Annotated in this window: 17 protein-coding genes, 1 tRNA gene and 1 pseudogene; 11 read left to right on the top strand and 8 right to left on the bottom strand. The window is 38.6% G+C overall.

Going from position 1 to position 23,168, the window contains the following annotated elements:
* Positions 1–58 precede the first annotated feature (58 nt).
* On the top strand, positions 59–2,521 hold the full coding sequence (locus AAC026_RS08170; protein ID WP_339696853.1) for an FtsX-like permease family protein: 2,463 nt from the start codon (positions 59–61) through the stop codon (positions 2,519–2,521).
* Between the two features lie 155 nt (positions 2,522–2,676).
* Here AAC026_RS08170 and AAC026_RS08165 read toward each other — a convergent pair whose 3' ends face one another.
* The gene (locus tag AAC026_RS08165; protein WP_339696850.1) at positions 2,677–5,967 is read right to left on the bottom strand and encodes a hypothetical protein; all 3,291 of its coding nucleotides are present in this window, start codon (positions 5,965–5,967) and stop codon (positions 2,677–2,679) included.
* Positions 5,968–6,160: 193 nt separating this feature from the next.
* On the opposite strand from AAC026_RS08165, the gene AAC026_RS08160 reads away from it, so the two are divergent.
* A tRNA-Ser gene (locus AAC026_RS08160) sits at positions 6,161–6,247 on the top strand.
* 150 nt (positions 6,248–6,397) lie between these two features.
* Positions 6,398–6,943: an inorganic diphosphatase gene (locus AAC026_RS08155; RefSeq protein ID WP_339696848.1), complete on the top strand. Its 546-nt coding sequence runs from the start codon at positions 6,398–6,400 to the stop codon at positions 6,941–6,943.
* 43 nt (positions 6,944–6,986) lie between these two features.
* On the opposite strand, the pseudogene AAC026_RS08150 reads toward AAC026_RS08155, so the two are convergent.
* A pseudogene (locus AAC026_RS08150) lies at positions 6,987–7,145 on the bottom strand (metallophosphoesterase); the annotation flags it as partial.
* A gap of 480 nt (positions 7,146–7,625) precedes the next feature.
* Between AAC026_RS08150 and AAC026_RS08145 the strand changes: the two are divergent.
* Positions 7,626–8,123: a hypothetical protein gene (locus AAC026_RS08145; protein ID WP_339696845.1), complete on the top strand. Its 498-nt coding sequence runs from the start codon at positions 7,626–7,628 to the stop codon at positions 8,121–8,123.
* Positions 8,124–8,758: 635 nt separating this feature from the next.
* The gene (locus AAC026_RS08140) at positions 8,759–9,097 is read left to right on the top strand and encodes a TM2 domain-containing protein (protein WP_339609035.1); all 339 of its coding nucleotides are present in this window, start codon (positions 8,759–8,761) and stop codon (positions 9,095–9,097) included.
* Positions 9,098–9,164: 67 nt separating this feature from the next.
* On the opposite strand, the gene AAC026_RS08135 is transcribed toward AAC026_RS08140, so the two are convergent.
* On the bottom strand, positions 9,165–9,380 hold the full coding sequence (locus AAC026_RS08135) for a hypothetical protein (protein WP_339696842.1): 216 nt from the start codon (positions 9,378–9,380) through the stop codon (positions 9,165–9,167).
* A gap of 129 nt (positions 9,381–9,509) precedes the next feature.
* Here AAC026_RS08135 and AAC026_RS08130 point away from each other — a divergent pair, with 129 nt between their 5' ends.
* Both AAC026_RS08130 and AAC026_RS08125 read left to right on the top strand, forming a co-directional pair.
* Complete coding sequence (locus tag AAC026_RS08130; RefSeq protein WP_339609031.1) at positions 9,510–9,947, top strand: DUF4870 domain-containing protein; 438 nt, start codon at positions 9,510–9,512, stop codon at positions 9,945–9,947.
* Positions 9,944–10,741: a M48 family metallopeptidase gene (locus AAC026_RS08125; protein ID WP_339696840.1), complete on the top strand. Its 798-nt coding sequence runs from the start codon at positions 9,944–9,946 to the stop codon at positions 10,739–10,741. Before AAC026_RS08130 ends, AAC026_RS08125 begins: the two co-directional genes overlap by 4 nt.
* A 63-nt stretch (positions 10,742–10,804) precedes the next feature.
* Here the strand turns inward: AAC026_RS08125 and AAC026_RS08120 are convergent, their stop codons facing one another.
* The 5 genes from AAC026_RS08120 to AAC026_RS08100 all read right to left on the bottom strand — a co-directional run bounded on the left by AAC026_RS08120 (position 10,805) and on the right by AAC026_RS08100 (position 18,826).
* On the bottom strand, positions 10,805–12,052 hold the full coding sequence (locus tag AAC026_RS08120) for a metallophosphoesterase (RefSeq protein ID WP_339696837.1): 1,248 nt from the start codon (positions 12,050–12,052) through the stop codon (positions 10,805–10,807).
* A 175-nt stretch (positions 12,053–12,227) separates the two neighbouring features.
* Complete coding sequence (locus AAC026_RS08115; protein WP_339696834.1) at positions 12,228–15,671, bottom strand: efflux RND transporter permease subunit; 3,444 nt, start codon at positions 15,669–15,671, stop codon at positions 12,228–12,230.
* Positions 15,672–15,695: 24 nt separating this feature from the next.
* Positions 15,696–16,871 carry an efflux RND transporter periplasmic adaptor subunit gene (locus AAC026_RS08110; RefSeq protein WP_339609023.1) on the bottom strand — a complete coding sequence of 392 codons (1,176 nt, stop codon included), beginning with the start codon at positions 16,869–16,871 and terminating at the stop codon, positions 15,696–15,698.
* Positions 16,861–18,216, bottom strand: coding sequence for a TolC family protein (locus AAC026_RS08105; protein WP_339696832.1), 1,356 nt, complete (start codon positions 18,214–18,216; stop codon positions 16,861–16,863). Before AAC026_RS08105 ends, AAC026_RS08110 begins: the two co-directional genes overlap by 11 nt.
* Positions 18,200–18,826 carry a TetR/AcrR family transcriptional regulator gene (locus AAC026_RS08100; RefSeq protein WP_339696830.1) on the bottom strand — a complete coding sequence of 209 codons (627 nt, stop codon included), beginning with the start codon at positions 18,824–18,826 and terminating at the stop codon, positions 18,200–18,202. The genes AAC026_RS08105 and AAC026_RS08100 overlap by 17 nt, the downstream gene beginning before the upstream one ends.
* Before the next feature lie 208 nt (positions 18,827–19,034).
* Here AAC026_RS08100 and AAC026_RS08095 point away from each other — a divergent pair, with 208 nt between their 5' ends.
* From AAC026_RS08095 to AAC026_RS08080, 4 genes are all read left to right on the top strand, one after another.
* Complete coding sequence (locus AAC026_RS08095) at positions 19,035–19,853, top strand: alpha/beta hydrolase (RefSeq protein WP_339696828.1); 819 nt, start codon at positions 19,035–19,037, stop codon at positions 19,851–19,853.
* 14 nt (positions 19,854–19,867) lie between these two features.
* Positions 19,868–20,335: a RidA family protein gene (locus AAC026_RS08090; RefSeq protein ID WP_339696825.1), complete on the top strand. Its 468-nt coding sequence runs from the start codon at positions 19,868–19,870 to the stop codon at positions 20,333–20,335.
* Between the two features lie 69 nt (positions 20,336–20,404).
* Entirely contained in the window at positions 20,405–21,421 is a 1,017-nt protein-coding gene (locus AAC026_RS08085) for a hypothetical protein (RefSeq protein WP_339696823.1), read from the top strand.
* Between the two features lie 143 nt (positions 21,422–21,564).
* Positions 21,565–23,166 (top strand): amidohydrolase, encoded by a 1,602-nt coding sequence (locus AAC026_RS08080; RefSeq protein ID WP_339696820.1) that lies wholly within the window; start codon positions 21,565–21,567, stop codon positions 23,164–23,166.
* Positions 23,167–23,168: the final 2 nt, after the last annotated feature.

Below are 23,168 nucleotides of genomic sequence, written 5' to 3'. Positions count from 1 at the left end.
AAAGCTTTGGCATCTTTAGTGGTAGAAACGCTATGTTAATCAGCTTTAAACCAACCCTATGAAGAATTTTTCCTACGCCCTCAGAGTATTACTCCGAAATAAATTCTATTCCTTTCTAAATATTTTTGGCTTAGCTATTGGTTTGGCGGTGGCTATTATCATCCTTCTATATGTTCAAAGCGACATGAGCTTTGATAAACACCATGAGAAATACGATCAGATCTACAGAGTAGAATCCAAATTCAGAATTCCTCCCAAAGACGATGAATACGCTTTAAGCTCATTTGTGATTGCCGAAATGCTTAAAGAGGAGTATCCTGAAATTCAAAACTTTGCAAGGTTTATGAATGCTGGAAGGCAGTTATTTAGAATCGGTGACAAGAACATTTATCAAGACAATTTATACTTCGCTGACTCTTCCACATTCAGTATGTTCACTCATGATTTTATTGAAGGAAATCCGAAGACTGCTTTAAGTGAGCCTAAAAGCATTATTTTAACAGAAACTGCTGCCAAGCGCATTTTTGGTAATAGCGATGCAATGGGGCAAGTTTTAGAAACCGATAGAAATAATTTAAAGGTTACTGGTATCATTAAAGATTTGCCCGACAACCTTCATCTTACTTTTGAAGGGTTAATTTCAATGTCTACGATTACTTCTGGTCAGCCTATTCTTACTAGTCAAGAGAAAGCAAATCAACTGTGGAATGTTTCGCTGTATTCTTATATAATGCTTCCTAAGAACTATGACGTTAACAATATCTATAACAAGTTTCCAGACTTTTTTGAAAAGTACATGAAGCCTTTAGTGTTACAAGCAGGCTTAGGCGATGCTGGTTTTAGCCCTCGTTTAACACCTCTTGCCGACATCCATTTTAATTCAAAAGTTCAGTATGATCTACCGACAGGCAACTTAAACTATACTAGAGCTTTTACCGCTATAGGTGTTTTTATTCTTCTTTTGGCCAGTATCAACTATATGAATTTGGCAACAGCAAGGGCCACTAATAGGTCTAAAGAAGTGGGCGTTCGAAAAGTATTGGGTTCGAGTAGAGGAAAATTACGTGGTCAGTTCTTAAGTGAATCGGTTATTATAACATTCCTTTCATTAATGCTAGCCATACTCATTGTTAATGTTTTAATCCATGGCACCAACTTAAACGCGTTATTGGGTAAAGATCTTCAACTTAATTTCTTAGATAACCCATTGCTTCTATTTGGGTCAATTGGTGTTGCTGTGGTTATTGGCCTCTTTTCTGGTATTTACCCTGCATTTTATTTATCGGCTATCTCTGTATTGGTAGCCATGAAGGGCAGTGTTAAAACTGGCCCTAAAAGCGTTTTCCTAAGAAAGGTACTAGTAGCGTTTCAGTTCTTTATCTCAATTGCTGTAGTGATTACTACCTTATTAATGAACAGCCAAATTGACTTTTTAAGAACTAAAGATTTGGGCTTCAATAAAGACAATGTGGTATTGATTCCATTACAAGACACTACGGTTCGCAACAGAATGGAATTCATAAAAGCTGAATTAAACCAGAACCCTAATATTAAGGGCATTACAGATGCTTTTGGTGTTGGTCGTGGTGGCGGAAATGTTGGAAATAATCTACTCGGAGCCAGCAGAAACCTACTAAGTATAAGTGATAATGAATCTAAGCTTACCCAAGACACTTACAATGTTTTAAGAGTAGGGAAAGATTACTTTAAAACGATGAACATTGAAATTGTTCAAGGTAGAGATTTTGATGAAAAAATGACTACCGATATTACGCAAGGAGTTATTGTAAATCAGGCAGTTGTAGATGCAATGGGCTGGACAGACCCTATTGGCCAAACGGTATCACCCGTTGGCTCACCAACACCTAACAAGGTAATTGGTGTGGTTAAAGATTTTAATGCGTTTTCACTTCATGTTAAAGTAGAACCTACAGCAATTTTCAGATATCAATTGCAAAACGGTAGTGCACAGGGGTTACCTACCTTAATGGTTCATATTAATGATGGTGCGGTTGGTCCAACAATGAAGTTCCTAGAAAATAAGTTTACGGAATTAGACCCTAACCATCCTTTTGAGTATGAATTTCTTGATCAACAAGCGGAAGAGCTTTACCGTGGAGATCAAAGGCAGAGCAAACTTACAGGAATACTTTCATACATCTGTATTTTAATCTCTTGTTTAGGTTTGTTGGGCTTGTCTTCTTTTACAACAGCTACCCGAATAAAAGAAATTGGTGTGAGAAAAGTATTGGGTGCCACAGTTCCGCAATTGGTTTTCATGATTTTCAAAGACATTATGATTTTAGTGCTCATTGGCTTTGTTTTGGCAGCCCCAGCGGCTTATTGGCTAGTCAACGATTGGTTAAACGTGTTCGCATATAGAATGAATTTACAGGATGTCATACTATTGGCTGCTGGGCTATCGGGAGTACTCGCCCTAATCATCTCCTTCTTAACAGTAAGTTTCCATTCACTAAAAGCTGCACAGCAAAACCCAGTAAAGGCTCTACGATACGAATAGAATTTCAATCTCATTCAAGTAAAAGGCAACCTCGAAAGGGGTTGCCTTTTTGCATTCATTATTAAACGAAAGGCTAACAATCTCTATAAAAGAAATAGCACCGAAGAAAACCTCGGTGCTATTTGACTAACATTTAATAATATGTAAGCTATATTCTACCCCCCTATTGGAGAGAAATCTACTGTTTTAACGGCTGCTAAATATGCGTCCCAATTGGCAGCATACCAAGCGTCTACTTTAGATTGTAATGATTTGAATTCGTTATTGAAGTCAGTCAAATCCTTACGATCTGCAGCACCTGGAGCATCAAATGATCCTGAGATTGTACGAGACAAACCAGTTACTTTTGAGTTTAAAGGAACAACGTCAGAGTCACTGCCTCCTCCAAAACGGAAACCACCTCCGCTACCTACAGCATCAGAAAGTTCTTTCATCTCTTTCTTCACTTCTTCACTCTTGGTTCTAAGGGCATTTACTTCTGGCCCACGCTTGCCTTTTAAAGCTTCTATCACTTTATCTACAGACTCCATGTCTTTCGAGATTTTAGAAGATAGGGCGGATACATCTGCAGAAAGCACATTTACCTCTCTGAGTAAATCTCTTCTTGCAATTAAATTATTCATATCATACGTATCTCTAGGGTCCATTTGAATTTCAATCTTACCTTCATCAGATTGATCTCCAATTGTTACTTTAAAAGTATATGCGCCAGGCAAAGCAGGCGCTCCACCTCTTCGGAAGAAACTAGCAAACTGCGCTGGAACACCTGGTGGAAGTTCTGGTTGCACTGTGTTTTCAGGAGGGTTTTCATCATATCTCCATGAAACACTATTCAAACCCTCATTAATTGAAGAGCTTAAAGTTCTTACTAGATTTCCACTCAAATCAAAGATTTCGATCTTGGCTTGAGGTCCTCTTGGGGTATTGCCTCCGCCAGCACCACCTCGGCCTCCACGGCCTCCGCCACCACCTTGACCACCAGCTCTGGCTTGTGGTTGTGGTGCAGCACCAGCAGCTCCTCTACCACCGGCTGAAGTATCTGGCTTTTTAGCAAAGAACTTAATAACCGCAGCACCAGACTCTCTGTTTTCTCCTTCAAAAGTAGCATTACCTGGATTTGCAGGGCCACTTGCTGCTCTGGTACTCACCATATAAGAAGTACTGGCATCAATAGCAGTCACGGCCGATTCTGTAACAGACTTTTGTCCTTTAGCTGCTAAAACACGTAAAGGCTTAATATCATCAAGTACATAAATTGCTCTACCGAATGTTCCAATAACCAAATCACTTTCGCGCTCTTGAATCACCAAATCCATAGTAGAAACACTTGGATAACCGTTTTCAAATTTGGCCCAAGTTTTAGCTTCATCAATACTGATATACAAACCGTGTTCTGTTCCGAAGAACATCAATTTTGGTTCAACTGGGTCTTGAATGAAAGACAATGCATAACCGAAAATATCATTTTCAGAAGCCATAGATGTCCATGTTTTTCCGTAATCTTTGGTTCTCATTAAATAAGGTTTGAAATCGAACCTTCTATAATTGTTGATTACCGCTACAGCTTCTCCTTTATTATATCTTGAGGCTTTGATTTGGTTTACCCACGATCCAGCTGGAACACCCTTGATATTCTTAGCTACGTTGGTCCAAGTAGCACCTCCGTCTCTAGTAACATGAATGTAACCATCGTCAGATCCAGCCCAAATCACTCCTTTTTCTAAAGCACTCGGCTCTATTACCAAAAGTGTAGTGTGATTTTCCGCACCAGTAGCATCAATGGTCAATCCACCACTTTTATCTTGATTTTGTTTAGTGGTGTCGTTAGTTGTTAAGTCCGGAGAAATGATCGTCCAGCTATTACCTTTGTTTGTACTCTTGTGTACAAACTGGCTTCCAAAATAAATAGTACTGTTGTCAAATGGATCTTGTGCCATGGCCGAGTTCCAGTTGAAACGTAACTTTACTTTAGGGTCATCGCTTGTAGGCTTAATTCTCTTGCTGCTTCCAGTAAGCTTATCATATCTACTTACGTTTCCTTGCTGAGACTGAGAGTACCCGTAACGAGAATCATCAGGGTCTGCCATTACATCAAAACCATCACCCCCACCAATGGTGAAAAAGTAATCATTTCTGATTCCATCGCTTTTCCAAGTATAAGCAGGGCCAGTATAGGTTCCGTTATCTTGTAATCCACCATAAACATTGTAAGGCATTTCGTTATCTACATTAATATGGTAGAACTGACCAAGCGGTAAATTCTCTACAAACTGCCAAGCTTTGCCCATGTCTCTAGTAATCGCCATACCTCCATCATTACCCAAAATCATGTATTTTGGGTCGTCTGGGTTAATATATAAAGCGTGATTATCTACGTGAATAAGGTTTCTTGCAATGATGTTTTCAAATGATTTACCGCCATCCTCACTTCTGTGTACATTCGTAAAAATACTATACACCCTGTTTTCATTTTTAGGGTCTACATAAATATCAAAGTAGTAGAAAGGTCGGTTACCAATGTCATTACCATTATTAATCATTTCCCATTTAAACCCGCCATCGTCTGAACGATAAAGCGCATTTTCTTTGGCTTCAATAAGGGCATAAACTCTATTCGGATTGTTTGTAGCAAAGGCTAACCCCATACGGCCTAAATCGCCTTCAGGAATGCCATTATCTTTAGCTGATTGTTTCGTCCAGTTTTTACCACCATCTACGGTCATATACAAACCAGAGCTTGGGCCACCTGAAGTAAAGAACCAAGGCTCTCTTCTATGCTGCCACATGTTTACTAAAATTTTATTTGGGTTTGAAGGGTCCATCACCATGTCACCAACTCCAGTCATCTCGTCTACATAAAGAATGTGATTCCAAGTTTCGCCACCGTCTGTTGTTTTGTAAACACCTCTTTCTTTGTGGTCGCCCCAAGGAGAGCCAATAGCACCGATGTAAACAATATTTGGGTCATTCGGATCGATGATAATACGGTGAACATTTCGGGTTTTCTCAAGCCCCATCAGCTTCCAAGTCTTTCCCGCATCCAAACTGCGGTAAACACCATAACCACCCGTTAAACTGTTTCGTGGGTTACCTTCGCCTGTTCCTACCCAAACGATGTTTGGGTTTTTCTGAGAAACGGCTACTGCGCCAATGGACAGTGCCAGTTCGTTATCAAAAATAGGCTCCCAAGCAATACCTCCACTTTCAGACTTCCAAAGGCCACCTGATGCAGATCCAGCGTAAATAATTTCGGGATTACTTCTAACCGCGTCAATTGAGGTAACCCTTCCACTCATGTTGGCGGGGCCAATACTACGAGGTTTCATTGCTTCTAGCTTACTAAAGTCAATTTTCTGTCCAAAGGATAGAGAACTGATCAGCAAAGCGCAAAACACAAGCATTCCAGTACGGAAGCTCATGGCATTCATACATTTTGGTTGATACATAGTTTAGTTGTGTTGATTTTCGATTTAGACAGCCATAGTAAGCCACCGTTTAATGAATAGACTCAATTTTAATGAGTTATGAAAATGGATTTATATTGGTGGTAATTTTTCTAAAATACGCTTGGTGAAGTCTGATCTAATCACCTATATTTGCACTCCTCTTAAACGAGGGCAATATATCAGCTAAATACACGGAGAGATGGGTGAGTGGCTGAAACCACATGTTTGCTAAACATGCGTGCGGGAAACCGTACCGGGGGTTCGAATCCCCCTCTCTCCGCAAAAGGCCTTAGAATATATCTAAGGCTTTTTTTATGCTTCTGCCACAGTTAAAGTGAACCAGCTCCTTACTTACACTCTCCATTAACTATCTTTACAATTCATAGCTTAAAAACAATAAGCGACCTTATACAATTGAAAACTCCACTTTATGAAAAACAAATTCAATCCTTGGCATGATGTTTCTCCTGGTGATAACCTTCCAGATATTGTAAATGGCATCATTGAAATTCCGAAAGGAACAAGGGCAAAATATGAACTTGACAAAGACAGTGGGCTTTTAATTCTTGACAGAGTGCTATACTCTTCGGTTTATTACCCAGCGAACTACGGCTTTATTCCTCAGAGCTACTGTGAGGATAGAGATCCACTAGATATTCTTATTCTATCGCAAATCGACATTGTTCCTATGTGTATTGTTCCTGCCAAAGTTATTGGTGTAATGCGCATGCTCGACAATGGCGAAGCAGATGATAAAATCATTGCGGTGGCGGCAGGAGACCCAAGCATTAGCCATATCAACGACATCTCTGAACTTCCTTCGCATTTCATTTCAGAAATGAGAAACTTCTTTGAAGACTATAAAAAACTCGAGAAAAAAACTGTTGTAGTGGAAGAGTTTCTAGATAAACAAACGGCCATTAAAATTCTCAAAGAGAGTTTTGAAATGTATAACGAGAAGTTCAATAAAAAATAACGCTATACAGTCAATGCAAAGTGGGGCTAAAGCAGCCCCACCCTTAAACAGGCCTATTCGTTAACTCAAAAATGGTGATCTCGGGAAGAATACCGATTCGGCTGGGGAAGCCTAAGAAGCCGAAGCCTCGGTTAACGTAGAGGTGATGATTTCCTTCGGTATATAGATCGGCCCATTGCGGATACATCCATTTGGAAGGACTCATCTAAAACTACCACTCCAATATCTACCCATATTAGATCACAGCATTTTAGAAACAACAGAAACATTCACTCTTCTTGAGATTAACGCTTTCGATAAAATCAAAAACTTATTAGATTGAATAATTAACACAATGAGAATAAACATATATTGGTGAGTTTACTCAATTGTTGGTAAGTACTTCTGCACTATGAAGATATTAACTCTAATATTCTTAACCCTTACACTATCAGCAAAATTAACTTTTGCAACGGGTCAAAGGTCTGATCTAATTATATATAAGGGTGACACTCTCGCACTTCTCTCTTTACCCCTAGAAGAATTTTTAGGTGAATACGATGAACGGGAAAGAAAATATTCAATTCTCAAGTTAACATGCTCAACAGACCTATGGAGGGGTTACCAAGCGTTTTGGAAACTTGAGCATAATCAACTCTCTTTGATTGATGTATATCTATGTGGGAACAAAGACAAAAGCATTTTGAAAGAATTCTTTCAAACTCAAGCTCCAAGTAAAGCCATATGGTTTACAGGTCAACTCTTTATCCAACATGGCAAAATGATTAAATACAACCATATCGGCTTTGATCGATATTTTCAAGAAGAAACCGTTGTTGAAATAGAACAAGGAAACATCATAAGTGAAGAACGATTCGTTAATGGTATTAGACCAGATGACAGTGGGTTTCCAAATGATCCAGATTCAGTAATAGCTGAGGTATACAGAAGAATTAACTGGGAAAATTTACCTGAACTTTCAAAAGAGAAAAAGCTCATAGTGAGCCTTAAGACAGGAGAAATTGACAGCTTGACTATAATTAGGGATAAAGCAGGTGAAGCATATATCAAAGAACTTCAAACTGTTTTGAACCAGTTTCCTCAATTAAAGAAATTCTACGCTCGGGGTAAACCTTTAGAAGAGGCTTATTCCTTCCAAGTAATATTCAGTAATGAACGAAGACGAAAATCCAATCGGTAACAAACTATATAAATAAGAGATTTTATGGGTAAAGGTTTTAACAACCTCATAGTAACAAGAATGTTCAACCCACCTAAACAGGCCTATTCGTAAGCTCAAAAATGGTGATTTCGGGAAGGATTCCTATTCGGCCAGGGAAGTTCAAGCCTGTTCTTCACCAATAAGCCACCTAAGGAACTTCTGCTTTCTGCTCTCAATTGCATTCCAGGTTTATTAGTCCATATTAACTTAATAAATAGATAAACACTTACCTATATTACTATTATTTCTTTCGATAAAATCGAAAACTTTCTAGATTGAACAAAAAAACAATGGAATAACCACAACTATGTGTTTATTCCATTTCTACTCTCAATTTGTTTGAGAAGAATTATTTTAATATTGAAACAATTCCGGGGATTCAAAGCAACGCTTGGCCATTGTGAATGGATAGGTTAGTACTCCCTAACCTGTCCTGACTAGATGTTAGTGATATTTTAAAAAGCATAATAACCAAAAGCGAACAAAGATATATTGACTTTTCAGAGTCCCTAAACATAATTAACCGCAGAAGGGAGACCTGACTCCATCCAAAAAAACGGGGCGTAACCGAAAGGCCTAACGAGTAGGATTATTTTCAACCAAAAAAAGTAAAAATGGATGCACAAAAAGTCGACATGTTCATTATGTCAAATGGAAAATTTTTTGAGAGTCATCATATCAATGCAATCAGGGACAGACTACTTGCAATTGATGATTCAAAATGGGCTACGCTCTCAACTGCGCAGTTCAAAGACCCAACAACCACACTTATTGTTTCAATCTTAGCGGGTAGCTTAGGTATAGATAGGTTTATGATTGGTGACACGGGGCTTGGGGTTGGTAAACTTCTAACCTGTGGTGGTTTCGGTATTTGGACCATTGTTGACTGGTTCTTGATTCAAGCGGCAACAAGAGATAAGAACAAGCAAAAAATTCAACAATTATTGTATTAATGACGCTCGACAGGAACAAGCTGTATTCAATATTATTTATAGCATGTTTAGCAGGGTATACTTGGCTCTACTTTAGCATTTCGAAAAACTTAACAGAAAATAAATCTGTTGAAGTTTGCCTAATAAAGTACGCTATAGACATACCCTGCCCTTCCTGTGGCGCTACTCGCTCCATTACTTTATTGACAAAAGGAGACTTCATTAAAGCGCTAAGCATAAATCCAATGGGCTTATTAATTGCTATCATTATGCTCATTACTCCTCTTTGGATTACAGTTGACATTACAACTAGACGTAAAACCTTACTCGATTTTTATAAAAAAATAGAGACTCATCTGAAAAACCCAAAGTATGCAGTCCCCTTGATATTGCTCGTAATAATCAATTGGATTTGGAATATCACAAAAGGATTATGATACACATAAAAAAATTCAATTACGAACCTGGTGAACATGAAACAGAGGCGGCCTCAAATAGTTATTTGATGTCCCTAATAGCCATTATAGCCGGACTTCCATTACCTATAGTTAACCTTATAGCCACATTGATTTTTTACTTGGCCAATTTAAAGTCTTCGTATTTTGTTCGTTGGCATTGTACACAGGCGCTACTCTCGCAATTGTCAATGCTTGTCATAAATAGTTTCAGTTTCTGGTGGACAGTTTCAATAATGTTTGCAGATGAACCAATTACGAGCAAATATATCGCATACATAATTACTGCACTAGCTTTCAACTTGACCGAATTTATAGCAACCATATATACGGCAATTCAGACCAGAAAAGGAATTCACGTGGAATGGTGGTTTTATGGCGCATTGACTAACGTAATCTGCAAATCGAAATCATGAAAAATCCTATTGCGCAAGGGCTTATAACAATTGTTCTGTTTTTCGGAACATGGTTTATTTTGGCACAAATAGACTGGATTACCGTTTTTAGAGTTCAGCGAGTAACCGATAGAACTGACGAGAAACTAGGTAACCTTTTGTGGGAAATGATTCAAGAGTCTGAAGAGGAAAATGTAAATCCATTTGTAATAAATTCGGTTGATAGTATTGTAAGCAAAATTTGCTCGGCAAATAATATCGAAAGGCAGTTAATAAAAGTTCACATAATTGAAAAAGACGACATTAACGCTTTCGCTTTACCAAATGGACATTTAGTGATTAATAGTGGTCTGATCTTAAATTCAGATAATCAAGAAGAATTGAGCGGAGTTATTTGTCATGAAATTGCTCACGTTAGGCTTAACCATGTAATGAAAAAATTGGTGAAGGAAGTTGGACTTTCTGTTTTGATTTCAATGACAACGGGTAATAGAGGCTCAGAAGTAATTAAAGAGACCGTGAAAACACTCTCTTCATCAGCATTCGACAGAAACCTTGAGAAAGAAGCTGATATTGAAGCTGTTGACTACCTCATGAAGGCTAAAATAAACCCCGAACCATTTGCGAATTTCCTTTACAAACTCTCCGACAAGGAAAATGAAGCCACAAAGTATTTGACATGGATAAGCACTCACCCAGACTCAAAGGAAAGGGCTGAATACATAATCGAGTATAGCGGAGATAAAAAGATTGCTTACGAAGCAATTCTGAAATCTGAGACATGGGACAAATTGAAAGAAAAATTAATGGAATAAACCCACAAGTAATAACAGCTCACGAGATGCTGTTACGCATAGACAAATTAATATACCCCACCCTTAAACAGGCCTATTCGTAAGCTCAAAAATGGTGATTTCGGGAAGGATTCCTATTCGGCCAGGGAAGCCTAAGAAGCCGAAGCCTCTGTTCACATAGAGGTGATGATTTCCTTCAGTATATAAATCGGCCCACTGCGGATACATCCATTTTGAAGGACTCCACCTAAAGTTACCTATCTCTACTCCTAACTGCATACCGTGGGTGTGGCCCGCAAACATTAAATCAATATCGTTGAAATTGGGTCTTACTTGGGCGTCCCAATGGCTTGGATCGTGAGAAAGTAGAATTTTGACATCGCCTTCCGAGTTCTTGTGGGCTAGGTTCAAATCGCCATACTTAGCAAATCTTCCTGCTCCCCAATTTTCTACACCAATCAATGAAATCTGATCCCCTCCTATTTTTAATGATTTATTTTCATTCATCATCAAATTCCACCCCATCTTTTCATGCGCCAATATCATATTTTGGAGGTTCTGCTGTTTAGCTTGCGCAGAAGTCCAGTGCATGTAATCTCCGTAATCGTGGTTACCTAAAGTAGAATAAACTCCGAGGTCTGCTTTTACTTTAGAAAAAATATCGAAGTATTCGTTTACTTCTTTGGTTTGATTATTTACTAAATCACCGGTGAAGAAAACTACATCGGGTTTTTCAGCCATCAATAGGTTAACACCTCCCTCTACAGCTTTTTTATCAAAAAAACTCCCGCTGTGAATATCTGACAGTTGAGCCATTTTGATTCCATTAAAACCACTAGGAAGATTGGGGAGGTATAATTTCTTTCTTCTAACTCTATAATCATAAGCACCTGACACTATGCCAAAACTCATGGTTACAACTGGCAAAGTGGCTGCTGCAACGGCTGTTTTGGCAAGAAATTCGGATCTGGGTATTTTCTTTCCTGAAGCTATCTTTCTATCCTTTCTCTTTTTTCTTCCTGCAAAAAACAATGCAATAGCTCTTCTCATATCATCAATGAATACAAAGACCAAGCCCAGAAGTTTGGCTGCATAGGACATGAAAATAATGGAGATAATAAAACTAAAGGAAATGGTTCCTGCTTGGGAAAGCCGAAGGTAGACCACTAAGGTCATCATTACCACGGCTTGTAGTAGATAAACCCTATTTATCCATTTAGCTCTATTAGCCTTTACATTCTTTAAAAGTGTTTTTGTGGCTTGATATGCATACAGTTCTATCCAGCTTAAGAATAGAACGATTAGAATAAAAGAGAAGCCATTAAATTTCATACGTTTTGCTAACTAACTGAACTTAATTTGAGTTCAAAAAAAGAGCTCTCGGGAACCACCCCGAGAGCCACCAAATCAACCTTAACTATGAATGGTGCCCGAATTTATGGGCTCCAAAATCACCACATAGTATTTTTAAACAAACATCAAGCCAAAGCTCGGTTTGCATTGTTCTTTAACTTAATGCGTTGGCTTTTCTTGCTTCTTTCTTACCTGCTATTCTATACATGAATTTATCGGCTAATAAGTACATGGTAGGAACAATAATTAGGGTTAAGAAAGTTGCAAAAGTGAGTCCGAAAATAATGGTCCAAGACATTGGCCCCCAGAACACTACGTTATCACCTCCTACATAGAAATCGGCATTGTAATTTGTAAACCAACCTATAAAGTCAATATTCAAACCAACGGCCAAAGGCACTAGACCAAGGATGGTAGTAATGGCTGTTAAAATTACAGGACGAAGTCTCGTTTTACCTGCAATAATAATTGAGTTCAAAACTTCTTCCATTGGTAAACGAGCATCGTCATCCAAACCTAGTTCTCTTCTTCTTCTCCTTCTGGTTAACTCAATATAATCAATCAATACAATGGCGTTGTTTACCACAATACCTGCTAGGGCAATAATCCCTACCATGGTCATGATCACCACAAATTCCATATTGAAGATTACTAAGCCTAAGAATACACCAATGGTACTCAAGAACACTGACACCATGATAATGAATGGAGCCGTGATTTTATTGAACTGAGAAACGATAATCAAGAAGATGGTAAACACTGCAATAAGCAATGCTTTGGCCAAGAAAGCCATGTTTTCAGCTTGCTCTTCTTGCTCTCCTGTAAAGGCATAGCTATACCCTGTTGGCATATCGTAATCAGCCATTAACACTTTTAGCTGGTCTGTGATTTCGGTAGCATTGGCTCCAGCAAGAACGTTTGAACTTAGAGTAACTACTCTATCCAAATCTTTTCTTTTAATTGAACCATAGGTTGAACCGTATCGAACATGGGCAACAGAAGAAATAGGTACTTGTACCAATTTACCAGAATTTTGATCTCTGAAAGTAATGTTCTTGTTCAACAAAGCATCGATATCATAACGATAGTCTTGATTTAAACGAACATTGATTTCGTAGTCATCTTCACCTTCTTTGTACTTAGAAACTTCTTTACCAAAAAGGGCAGTTCTGATTTCATTCGCAATAGAATAGGTAGACAGGCCGAAACGTCTGGCATTGTCTCTATCAATTTCTACAATCAATTCAGGCTTACCTAGCTCTAAAGAGCTTTTCAACTCTTCTATACCACGAATTCCAGATTCATCAATTTTCTGTTGAATGTCTTCACTTACGTGAATCAAAGTTTCAAGGTCTTCGCCTATTACTTCGAGGTTAATTGGCTTACCAGTTGGTGGACCAGCAGCATCTTTATCAATGGTTAAAGTAACGCCAGGCTCAGGTTTGATTTGAGCACGAAGTTCGTTCATAACGTCTTTCGTGTTAATATCTCCCCTTAACTTACTCTCAATAAAGTTGACAGTAATACGTGCCTTATGCGGCTCCTCTGACTGTCCAACTGCTGTTGGATCATTAGGGTCGGCAGCACCTTGACTAACGTTGGTAGAAACTGACTCTACAACAGAATCAAAAGGTTTAATAATTTCAAGTACTTGTGCTTCAATCCCTTTGGCAAAGTCATTGGTTACTTCAATGTCTGTCCCTACAGGAAATTCAACAAACACGTTTACATATTTTGGCTCATTTTCTGGGAAGAAAAGTACTTTAGGCTGAAACGCTCCAAAGATTGCCAATGAAATAAACAAGGCCACAAATGCTCCTCCCAAATAAAGGCCAGGATGTTTCACCGCGCTCTTCAATACTTTTTCATAACGTCCTTCCAAGGAAGGCAAAAAGCCAGCTTGAAATCTTCTTGAAGCAGGTTCTAAAACATATACATTGAGAAGTGTAATACCTCCAATAAGCATTAACAAGTTACCTAATGCCGTAATTCCTGCACCAAACGCAATTAAAAGCCCTAAAACAATAGCGATAGAGGAACGAATAATGATACGCTTATGATTGAACTGCTTCTTGCCTTCAACTTTCATGTAAGTTGAAATGAAAACAGGATTGATAACCAAGGCTACAAATAAGGATGATCCTAGCGTAATAATAAGGGTTACAGGCAAATAGAGCATGAACTCACCTATAATTCCGGGCCAAAAAGCCAACGGCATAAAGGCCGCCAAAGTAGTGGCTGTGGACGATATAATTGGCAATGCCACTTCACCCACCCCTTTTCGGGTAGCTGCCATTGGACTCAATCCTTCTTCCATTAAACGATAAACGTTTTCAACAACTACAATTCCATTATCTACCAACATACCCAAGGCCATAATAAGCCCGAAGAGTGTCATGGTGTTAATAGAAATGCCCAATAATCCTAGAATCATCAAAGCCATAAACATTGACAAAGGAATGGCCATACCCACGAAAAGTGAGTTTCTAGTTCCTAAGAAAAACAGAAGCACCATTACTACTAGGATCACACCAAAAATAATGTTGTTACCCAAGCTGCTTACTTGTTCTTTCGTGTCTTTAGATTGATCGTTGGTGATTGTTACTTTTGTAGATGATGGAATTTGACCACCTGCATAACTATCATCAATCAGTTTGGTGATTTTGTCTGTAGCGATCAAAAGGTTTTCACCACTTCGTTTCATTACGTCCAACTTCACTACGGGATCTAAATCCAAACGGGCGTAGTTCTGTTTGTCTTTGTAACCAAATGTAACTGTGGCTACATCCTTTAAGTAAACGATATGCCCTTCTTCATTACTAATGATTATTTCTTCGATTTGCGCTGGGTCGTCAAACTCACCGATTACCCTTACGTTTCTTCTCAGTCCATCTGCTACTACGTTACCTCCAGAAAGGGTAAGATTCTCTGCTGAAATAGCGTTTTCAATGTCAGTAAAAGTTACTTTTCTGGCTTCGAGCTTGAAAGGGTCTACTTTTACTTCTACTTCTTTTTCATCAACCCCAACAATATTTACCTTCGATATTTCCTTAAACTCCTCTATCTCATCTTCAAGATATTCTGCAATATCATTGAGTTCATCCAAAGATTTTGAAGGGTCTGTTAGGTTAAGGTTAAGTATTGGAAAGTTCTCTGAAAAGCTAAACTTGATTACACTTGGGTCAGACTTTAAATCTGTAGGAAGTTCTGATTTAGCTCTATCCACAGCATCTTTCACATCGATTACTGCTTTGTCTACATCAATTCCTACCTGAAATTCTACTACGATGGCAGAGAAATCTTGTACTGAAGTTGATTGAATATTATCTACACCTTCAATGGTATTGATTTCTTTTTCCAACTCACGAGTAATCAAACTCTCGATATCCTCTGGTGAGTTACCTGGGTGCGCTGTACTCACATAAACCGTTGGTTGTTCCACTTCAGGGAAACTTTCCTTTGGCAAAGTGATGTACGAGTATACACCTGCTGCTACAATAATTAGCGTAAGAACGTATACCGTAATTTTATTGCGAATCGACAGGGAGGTTAATCCAAACTCCTTATCAATCACATTTTGTTGATTATTTTCAGCCATAATGCTCTAGTTCAGGGGTTAAGATTAATTCTGCACTTTTACTGTTGTACCATCTGCAATTGTTCGATTTCCTTTATCAACAATTATTTCTCCACCACTAAGCCCTGAAAGTACTTCTGTTTCGTGTTCGTGAGAAAGACCTAGTTTTACATGAACCTTAGAGGCTTTTTGAGCAGCATCTAAAACATATACAAAGTTACCTTGAAGGTCTTCTTGAATAATTCTTGAAGGAATTGTAATGGCTTCGTCATTAGCATAATCAGTAAGGCTAACAATACTTACAATGTTCACTTTTGCATCTGAAGCTTGGCTTGGTAATTTCACTTCGATAGTGAAAGTTCGGCTTGCAGGATTGATTACATTACCAACACTTACCACTTTTGAGGTAAAGGTTTCACTCATTGAAGGCACTTCAATATCTACCATATCACCTACATTAACTTTACCTAAATAGGCTTCTGAAACTTCAGCGTTAATGTACATGTCGTTATTGCTCACCAAAAACACAATAGGAGAACCTGGCTGAACTACCTCTCCTGCTTTTACAGGTACCTCTTCAATACTTCCAGAAAAAGGAGCTACAATATTTGTTTTGCTCAACTGAGTATTCAGGGTTGAAAGTTGCTTCTCAAGCGACTCCTTATTGTTTTTTGCAGTAAGGTAATCTACTTCAGTACCAATATTTTTCTTCCAAAGTCTTTCTCTTTTCTCGAAAATGGTAGTGGCATACTCCAATTGGTTTTTCACTTCATCAATTGTTTTTTCTAATTGCTCAGAATCAATTGTGGCTAGAAGTTGACCCTTATTTACAGACTGACCTTCAATTACTTTTAAAGAAGTCAAAAGTCCAGCACTCTCTGCACTCACATACACATTGGTACGTGACATTACTGTTCCTCTTACTTCAATTTTATGCTCAAATTTTTTCTTTTGAGTTGTAATTGTGGTTACCAAAGTTGCTGCTCCCGAACCGTTGAAAAAAGTAGGATCCGCTTCAGCTATTTCTGCCTCAATGGTTTCTATTTTATTTCTGATTTCCTGAAGTTGAACTCTAGCTTCTGTGAGTTCTTGTTTCTTTGCGTCAAGACCTTCACCCTCAGATTTAGGCCCACATGCTGCTACCGTAAGCACAGCAAGAAAAATTGTGGCGATTGATTTAGCTTTCATGTGATTGATGTATTTTGAGTTATTAGTTGTCATTGTTTTGTAGTTTTCCGAGTGCCTTGTCTAAGTCTACTTTTGCTATAATAGCATTGTATAAGGCATTCAAATAGTTGGTTTCTGCTTCTTTATAGTCTTTTTCGGCATTGGTTACTTCTAAGTTAGAACCAACCCCTTCTTTGTACTTTTCTTTTGTAATGCTACTTACATCTTGGGCCAGCTCCATATTAGATTTTTGAACTTCTAGCTGCTCTAGGCTTACATTTAGATTTCTCTTAGCATTCTCAAACTCTTGGGTTAAGTTATTGGTCAGCAAACTGTACTGATTATTCAGGGTTTCTAACTCGATTTTATTGCGTTGAATGGTGTACTTCTTTCTCAAACCATCAAAAATCGGAATATTGATATTGAGTCCAATTTGAGAGTTAGAAAACCATTTTTTGCCGTTGGTTAAATCACTAAAATCATTAGAACCTGTATTTCTACCCCAGCCTGCATTAAAAGTAACCTTAGGAATGTATTGAGATGTAGTGTTCTTTATTTGAAGACCAGCTAGTTCTTTCAAATAATCTAACTGCTGTACCTCTACTCTATTGGCCAAGCTAAAGCCATTCAATTCTGCAAGATCATAATTGAAATCAAGGGCCTCTAATTGGTCGGTAAGGGTTATTTCTTCTTCCACAGACATACCCATGCTTAATTTGAGTAAATCCTTACTGGTTGTTACTGCCTGCTCAACACCGCTTTTTTCAGCCAATAGGTTATTGGTTTGTACCTGAAGTCTGCTTACATCAATTCTTTCTGCAAAACCATTTTCATACAATGTTCTGGTTTCTTCCAAAGTTGTATTCAAGGTTATCAAATTGGCATTAATCAAATCAACACGAGTTTGATTCACCAAAACCAGATAATAGGCTTTAGTTACCTGTTCGATTACATCTACTTCAGCTTTTACTTTGTCTACGATCACCTTTTCTCTTAGTACTTTGGCGGCTTTTAGGCCTATAAAAAATGATCCATCCCAAAGCATTTGTTCCAAACCTACATTTAAGTTACCAATGTGCTGAGCACCAAAGCCTACCAAGGTTACACCTTCTGCATTTGGGTCGCCTGTAAAAAATGAATTTGGAATTGGGCTTTTGGCTATAAACAGGTTGTTGGTGTAGTTAAAACTACCGTTAATCTGTGGCAAACCATCCGCACGAGTTTCAAACACCTGTGCTTCGGCATCGAGTGTAGAAAGTTGCGCATTCTTCACATTCTCGTTATTCAGCAAAGCATACTCTAATGCCTTATTGAGAGAATATTCCGTTTGAGCTTTTACCGCAATAGCAGGCAGCAAAAGCGCGAGCATAAGCGTGTATTTGTTAATTCTGCTCTTCATTGTTTTTTGAGTTTGTTGTGTATTGGTTAAAAAGTTGATGTCCTTCTATGGTAAAAAGACCATGCATAAAATGATCGAATAATTGCATTTGTATTTGCTCTAATGTGTATTGGTTGCGAGGAACAAGGTTTCCGATAAGAAATGTCTGAACCTGTTCTATTCGCATAATAGCAATGAGCTCAGCATCTATTTCGGGTCTAAAAAGCCCTTCGTTCTTTCCGCGCTCAATTACTTTCATAATAGAGTCCTTCATCACATTGCCTTTAAATTCTTCATACATCTTCCACGCCTTAGGGTAGAATTTCTGAAGCTCATAAAGCAAGTTCATTTTGGTTTCCTTGATGGAGTCCCTAAGACATACAGAAAGCAGCACAAGCTCGTGTACTCCGTTCTTACTCTCTTCGGTTAAACCACAGAATCGCTTACTCTCTAAATCAAAGTGAAGCTTGGTAATTGTATTCACAAGCTCACTTTTATCTTTATAGTATTGGTAAATCGTTTTCTTAGAAATACCCAACTCCTTGGCGATGTCATCCATTGTTACAGCTCTGATACCAAACTGGGTATATAGCTCTGTTGCCTTCTCTAAAATATTCTCTCTAACATCCATTTCGATCGCAAAACTATGGAAACTTAAATATTTTCCAAAGTTTCCTTCGGCTTTCAGACGTTTATTTTCGACCTTTTGTTCGGTAAAAATTAAAAATCAAAGAAAAATGCAAGCAAAAAAAGACGATAGCGCCAAAGATTATTTTCTACAACTTCTTGCGTTACAATTATGATTCTTCAATTTTACAAAACACATTCCAACAGAATTGATGTTAAGCGAAACACATAGAAATATTACAATTAATCACCACTCTTTAAATTATACCATTTGGGGTGGTGGAGAAAATGTAATGCTTTGCTTTCATGGATTTGGCTTAGATCACGCTTCTTTTAAGGTCGTTTGGGAAAGCCTAAAAGAGACACATACTATCTTTAGTTTTGATTTGCCCTACCATGGCAAAAGTCAGTTCCCCAAAAATGAACAGACCCTTAAACCCAAAGATTGGTTGGAGCTGATGAAAGCATTTTTTGATAAAGAAGAGATTTATCAATTTGAAGTGATGGGCTACTCTATGGGAGGCAAATACGCTATGATTACGGCCGAACTTTTCCCTGATCAAATTAAACACCTCCACTTAATTGCGCCCGATGGCATTACTACTCACTTCTCGTATCGTTTTTCTACCTACCCCTTCTTTTTCAGAAAGCTGTTTAAAACTCAGATTAAGAACCCTTGGTTCTTTAAAGCTTTGGTAAAAACCTTGCGAAGCTTAAAAATCATGAACAATTACAGCTTGAGATTTGCTGAAAGCCAAATGGATACTGAGTTTAAGCGTTCTCAAGTGTATCATTCTTGGGTCAACTTAAGGCATTTTTTACCTAACCTTAAAGAACTTGCCAACCAAATCAATAAACGAAATACTCCTACTACTTTCTATTTAGGCAAGCACGATAAAGTAATCAATGCCAAAGAAATCAAACCCTTACATCAACTTTTACCTAAAAGTGAGTTGGTAATACTAGAGTCTGGGCACAGTACCTTATTGAATTCAGTAGTCAAACACCTTGAATTCGCAAACAAACCTTAATCAACCAACCCAATATGAAAAGCTATACTTTACTAGCACTCACTTTATTTTTAACCAGTTGTAGTTTTTCTACTGAAACTACCTTGAAAGAGAAAGAGCTTGAACATTATCAGTCAGAGTCGATGAAAACCTTAGGCCTCCCCTTTTCTGATGCCGTAATTGTAGATGATATCATTTATCTATCGGGTCAAGTAGGAAATCTTCCTGGTACATTAGACTTAGCTCCGGGTGGTTTACAAGGAGAAGCCAAACAAGCCATAGAAAACATGAAAGCTGTTCTAGAAGCCAATGGTTCTTCACTTGACGATGTAATCAAGGTAACCGTAATGATGGCGGATATTGATGAATGGGGAGAGTTCAATAAAGAATACATCAAGTACTTTACTGCTGAAAAGAAACCCGCCAGAAGCGCTTTTGGAACTAGCGGCTTGGCACTTGGCGCAAGGCTTGAAATCGAGTGCATTGCCTTGAAAAGAAAATAAACTATTAATTGCTTGTGCTCAATAACTTATCGAAAATCACTTCGTTATTCCTCTGTAATTTTTCGATGCATGAACTTAACTCTCCGCTCAGTCTTTAGTATCAGTCTTTGCCTGTTCAGCCATTTTTATTCATTTGGTCAAAAAAAGGAAGCGACCGACAGAAAAATTTATGAATACCTTGATAAGTATTCTCCCGAAAGCTCCGAAATGCTTCGCTTGTTGTATAGCTTACCTTCAAAGTATCAACTAAATGGAATCACAATAAACCTTACAAAAGAACAGGCACCATCATTCTGGGTTTCTGATCATTCTGAAAAAGGAATTCTTAAAAGGCTCAATACCGTTGTGCATGAATCAATGCATGGACTGACCTCGCGGTTACCTTATACTTTGTTAAAAGAGCGAGGCGATAGTTATTATAATTTTAAGGATAGCTACTCTGCTTTTTATGTAAACAGAGACTCTTCTTTTCTAGTAAAGCACAGTCCGGTTTTTAGCAGTAATAGAATCAGCGATGAAATTCCCAAGGCCTTAAGAACTTTTAGGTTCAAGCCTTACATTGCTCCAAGAAGTAAAATGTTGGGTAGTCAAGCCAATGGAATTTACGGACTAGCGGATGAGTGGAATGCTTATTATTTTGGCACAAAAACCGCCCTTGACCTATTTGATTATTATAAATCAAAGCCCAGTCAAAACCATGAAATCTACCTTGAATACGTAAGTAACATAGCAGGCACTTACTACGCCTATTACGAGTTCAAGTACTTTATTCTTAAATACTTAGAGTATGCCAAACTGAACGAAAAAGAAGTGTATGATGGCATAATGGCCAATTTCGAGTTCAGAAAAGCCTTTACTTCCATTGATAATCGATTCGCTGACTTGCTCCATCAATTCGAAGAACGCTTGGATGAAATAGCGGAAAGCCCAAAAGGCACTACCGAAACGAGTGTGTACATAGAGGATGGTTATTACTTTATTAATGGAAATGGCGTTGGGCTTTTTACTGAGGAAGTAGAAATGCTTAAGGCAGAATTAGAAAAGCCTAATTTAAAGGCTTTAGAGTTGGAATTGAGGGTTGGATAACTCTCTAAAACCAAAAAAGTACTTGTAAACGAAATTACTTGATTCCAGCATTTATAGCCCTCTAAATAAAACCAACTTTAACTCTTCATGAAATTGATTATTTTGGAAGGACTGAAAACCAACAGCTTCCAAAATAATCAACCATGAAAAGACCATTTACTAGTAAATCACTCCTGTGCATTGCGCTACTTTTTACGAGCAGTTTCGCCTTTGCACAAAAGAAATATTCTGAGAAACAGATCACCAAACTCAAAACCGAAGTTGCCCAAATTGTGGAAGATAACCACAAGCAAACTCAGGTGATGATCGATAAGATTTTCAGCTTTGCTGAGCTTGGTTTTCAAGAATATGAATCTTCTAAATACCTTACAGGCATTTTAAAGGCCAACGGCTTCAATATAGTTGAAGGAGTTTCGGGAATTCCTACCGCATGGTTTGCCACTTGGAAACAAGGCGATGGCCCTACAATTGCCTTGGGAAGCGATGTCGATAACATTCCAAAAGCATCACAATATCCGGGAGTTGCTTATCACAAACCGATGGTAGAAGGCGCACCGGGTCATGGTGAAGGACACAATGCTGGGATTCCATTAAATATTACAGCCGCTCTTGCGGTAAAGCAGATCATGGAACGTGAAGGTATTCAAGGTACGCTAATTTTGTGGCCGGGCATTGCTGAAGAATTAGTAGCCGCCAAGGCTTGGTACACCCGTGATGGCCTTTTTGACGATGTAGATATTTCAATTTTCACCCATGTAAGCAGCAATCTTTCTGTCTCTTATGGCCAAGCTTCTGGCACGGGGCTTATCTCCGTTGAATATACTTTTGATGGCGAAGCCGCCCACTCTGCTGGTTCGCCTTGGCGAGGAAGAAGTGCTTTGGACGCTGTAGAATTAATGAGTGTGGGCTGGAATTACAAACGAGAGCACCTCACTACTCTAAAACGTTCTCACTCCATAATTACCGATGGTGGCGATCAGCCCAATGTAGTACCTTCAAAAGCTTCGATTTGGTATTATTTCCGTGATGTAACCTATGAAGGTATTATGGAGATGTATGCTGATGCCAATAATATTGCCAAAGGTGCGGCTTTAATGACAGACACAGAAATGAGCTCGCGCATTTTGGGCACTGCTTGGCCACGTCATTTTAACAAAACCATAGCCGAAACCATGTATGAGAACATCAAGCAAGTGGGGCTACCCACTTGGAGCGAGGAAGATCAAGCTTTGGCCAAAGCTACTCAAGAAGAAGTAGGTTCTAACCCAAGAGGTTTAAGCACCAAGCTTTCTGGTTTGGGAATGCCAGTCACAAGCCCAGTAAGTGGCGGTTCTGACGACATAGGGGATGTATCTTGGAAAGTACCTACCGTAACTATGCGTTTTCCTTCAAACATTCCAGGTTTGCAGGGTCACCATTGGAGCAATGCCATTGCCATGGCCACTCCTATTGCACACAAAGGCGCCACTGCTGGTGCCAAAGCCGAAGCCATGACTATTCTAGACTTTCTCTTAAAACCAGAGTTAGTGACTCAAGCTTGGGATTATTTTAACAATGTACAGAGCAAAGAAACGCAGTATAAGCCAATGATTTCGGCCAGCGATGCGCCACCTATTTACCTGAACAAGAAAATCATGGATGAATTCCGTCCGCAGTTGGAGAAATTCTACTATGACGAAACAAAGTACGGAAGTTACTTAGAGCAATTGGGTGTTACTTACCCTACGATTAAGAAGGGGAATTAAAA

Source organism: uncultured Roseivirga sp., from assembly GCF_963973945.1.
Classification (GTDB): Bacteria; Bacteroidota; Bacteroidia; order Cytophagales; family Cyclobacteriaceae; genus Roseivirga.
This window is presented reverse-complemented; position numbering and strand designations above follow the sequence as displayed.

Excerpts from the sequence above, each read along its gene's own strand:
- AAC026_RS08165 (WP_339696850.1), bottom strand. The coding sequence starts at position 5,967 with ATGTATCAACCAAAATGTATGAATGCCATGAGCTTCCGTACTGGAATG.
- AAC026_RS08120 (WP_339696837.1), bottom strand. The coding sequence starts at position 12,052 with ATGAAATTTAATGGCTTCTCTTTTATTCTAATCGTTCTATTCTTAAGC.
- AAC026_RS08135 (WP_339696842.1), bottom strand. The coding sequence starts at position 9,380 with ATGTCAACTGTAATCCAAAGAGGAGTAATGAGCATAATGATAGCAATT.
- AAC026_RS08085 (WP_339696823.1), top strand. The coding sequence starts at position 20,405 with ATGAACTTAACTCTCCGCTCAGTCTTTAGTATCAGTCTTTGCCTGTTC.
- AAC026_RS08125 (WP_339696840.1), top strand. The coding sequence starts at position 9,944 with ATGAAAAATCCTATTGCGCAAGGGCTTATAACAATTGTTCTGTTTTTC.
- AAC026_RS08110 (WP_339609023.1), bottom strand. The coding sequence starts at position 16,871 with ATGACAACTAATAACTCAAAATACATCAATCACATGAAAGCTAAATCA.
- AAC026_RS08140 (WP_339609035.1), top strand. The coding sequence starts at position 8,759 with ATGGATGCACAAAAAGTCGACATGTTCATTATGTCAAATGGAAAATTT.
- AAC026_RS08090 (WP_339696825.1), top strand. The coding sequence starts at position 19,868 with ATGAAAAGCTATACTTTACTAGCACTCACTTTATTTTTAACCAGTTGT.
- AAC026_RS08115 (WP_339696834.1), bottom strand. The coding sequence starts at position 15,671 with ATGGCTGAAAATAATCAACAAAATGTGATTGATAAGGAGTTTGGATTA.
- AAC026_RS08130 (WP_339609031.1), top strand. The coding sequence starts at position 9,510 with ATGATACACATAAAAAAATTCAATTACGAACCTGGTGAACATGAAACA.
- AAC026_RS08095 (WP_339696828.1), top strand. The coding sequence starts at position 19,035 with ATGTTAAGCGAAACACATAGAAATATTACAATTAATCACCACTCTTTA.
- AAC026_RS08170 (WP_339696853.1), top strand. The coding sequence starts at position 59 with ATGAAGAATTTTTCCTACGCCCTCAGAGTATTACTCCGAAATAAATTC.
- AAC026_RS08100 (WP_339696830.1), bottom strand. The coding sequence starts at position 18,826 with ATGGATGTTAGAGAGAATATTTTAGAGAAGGCAACAGAGCTATATACC.
- AAC026_RS08155 (WP_339696848.1), top strand. The coding sequence starts at position 6,398 with ATGAAAAACAAATTCAATCCTTGGCATGATGTTTCTCCTGGTGATAAC.
- AAC026_RS08105 (WP_339696832.1), bottom strand. The coding sequence starts at position 18,216 with ATGAAGAGCAGAATTAACAAATACACGCTTATGCTCGCGCTTTTGCTG.
- AAC026_RS08080 (WP_339696820.1), top strand. The coding sequence starts at position 21,565 with ATGAAAAGACCATTTACTAGTAAATCACTCCTGTGCATTGCGCTACTT.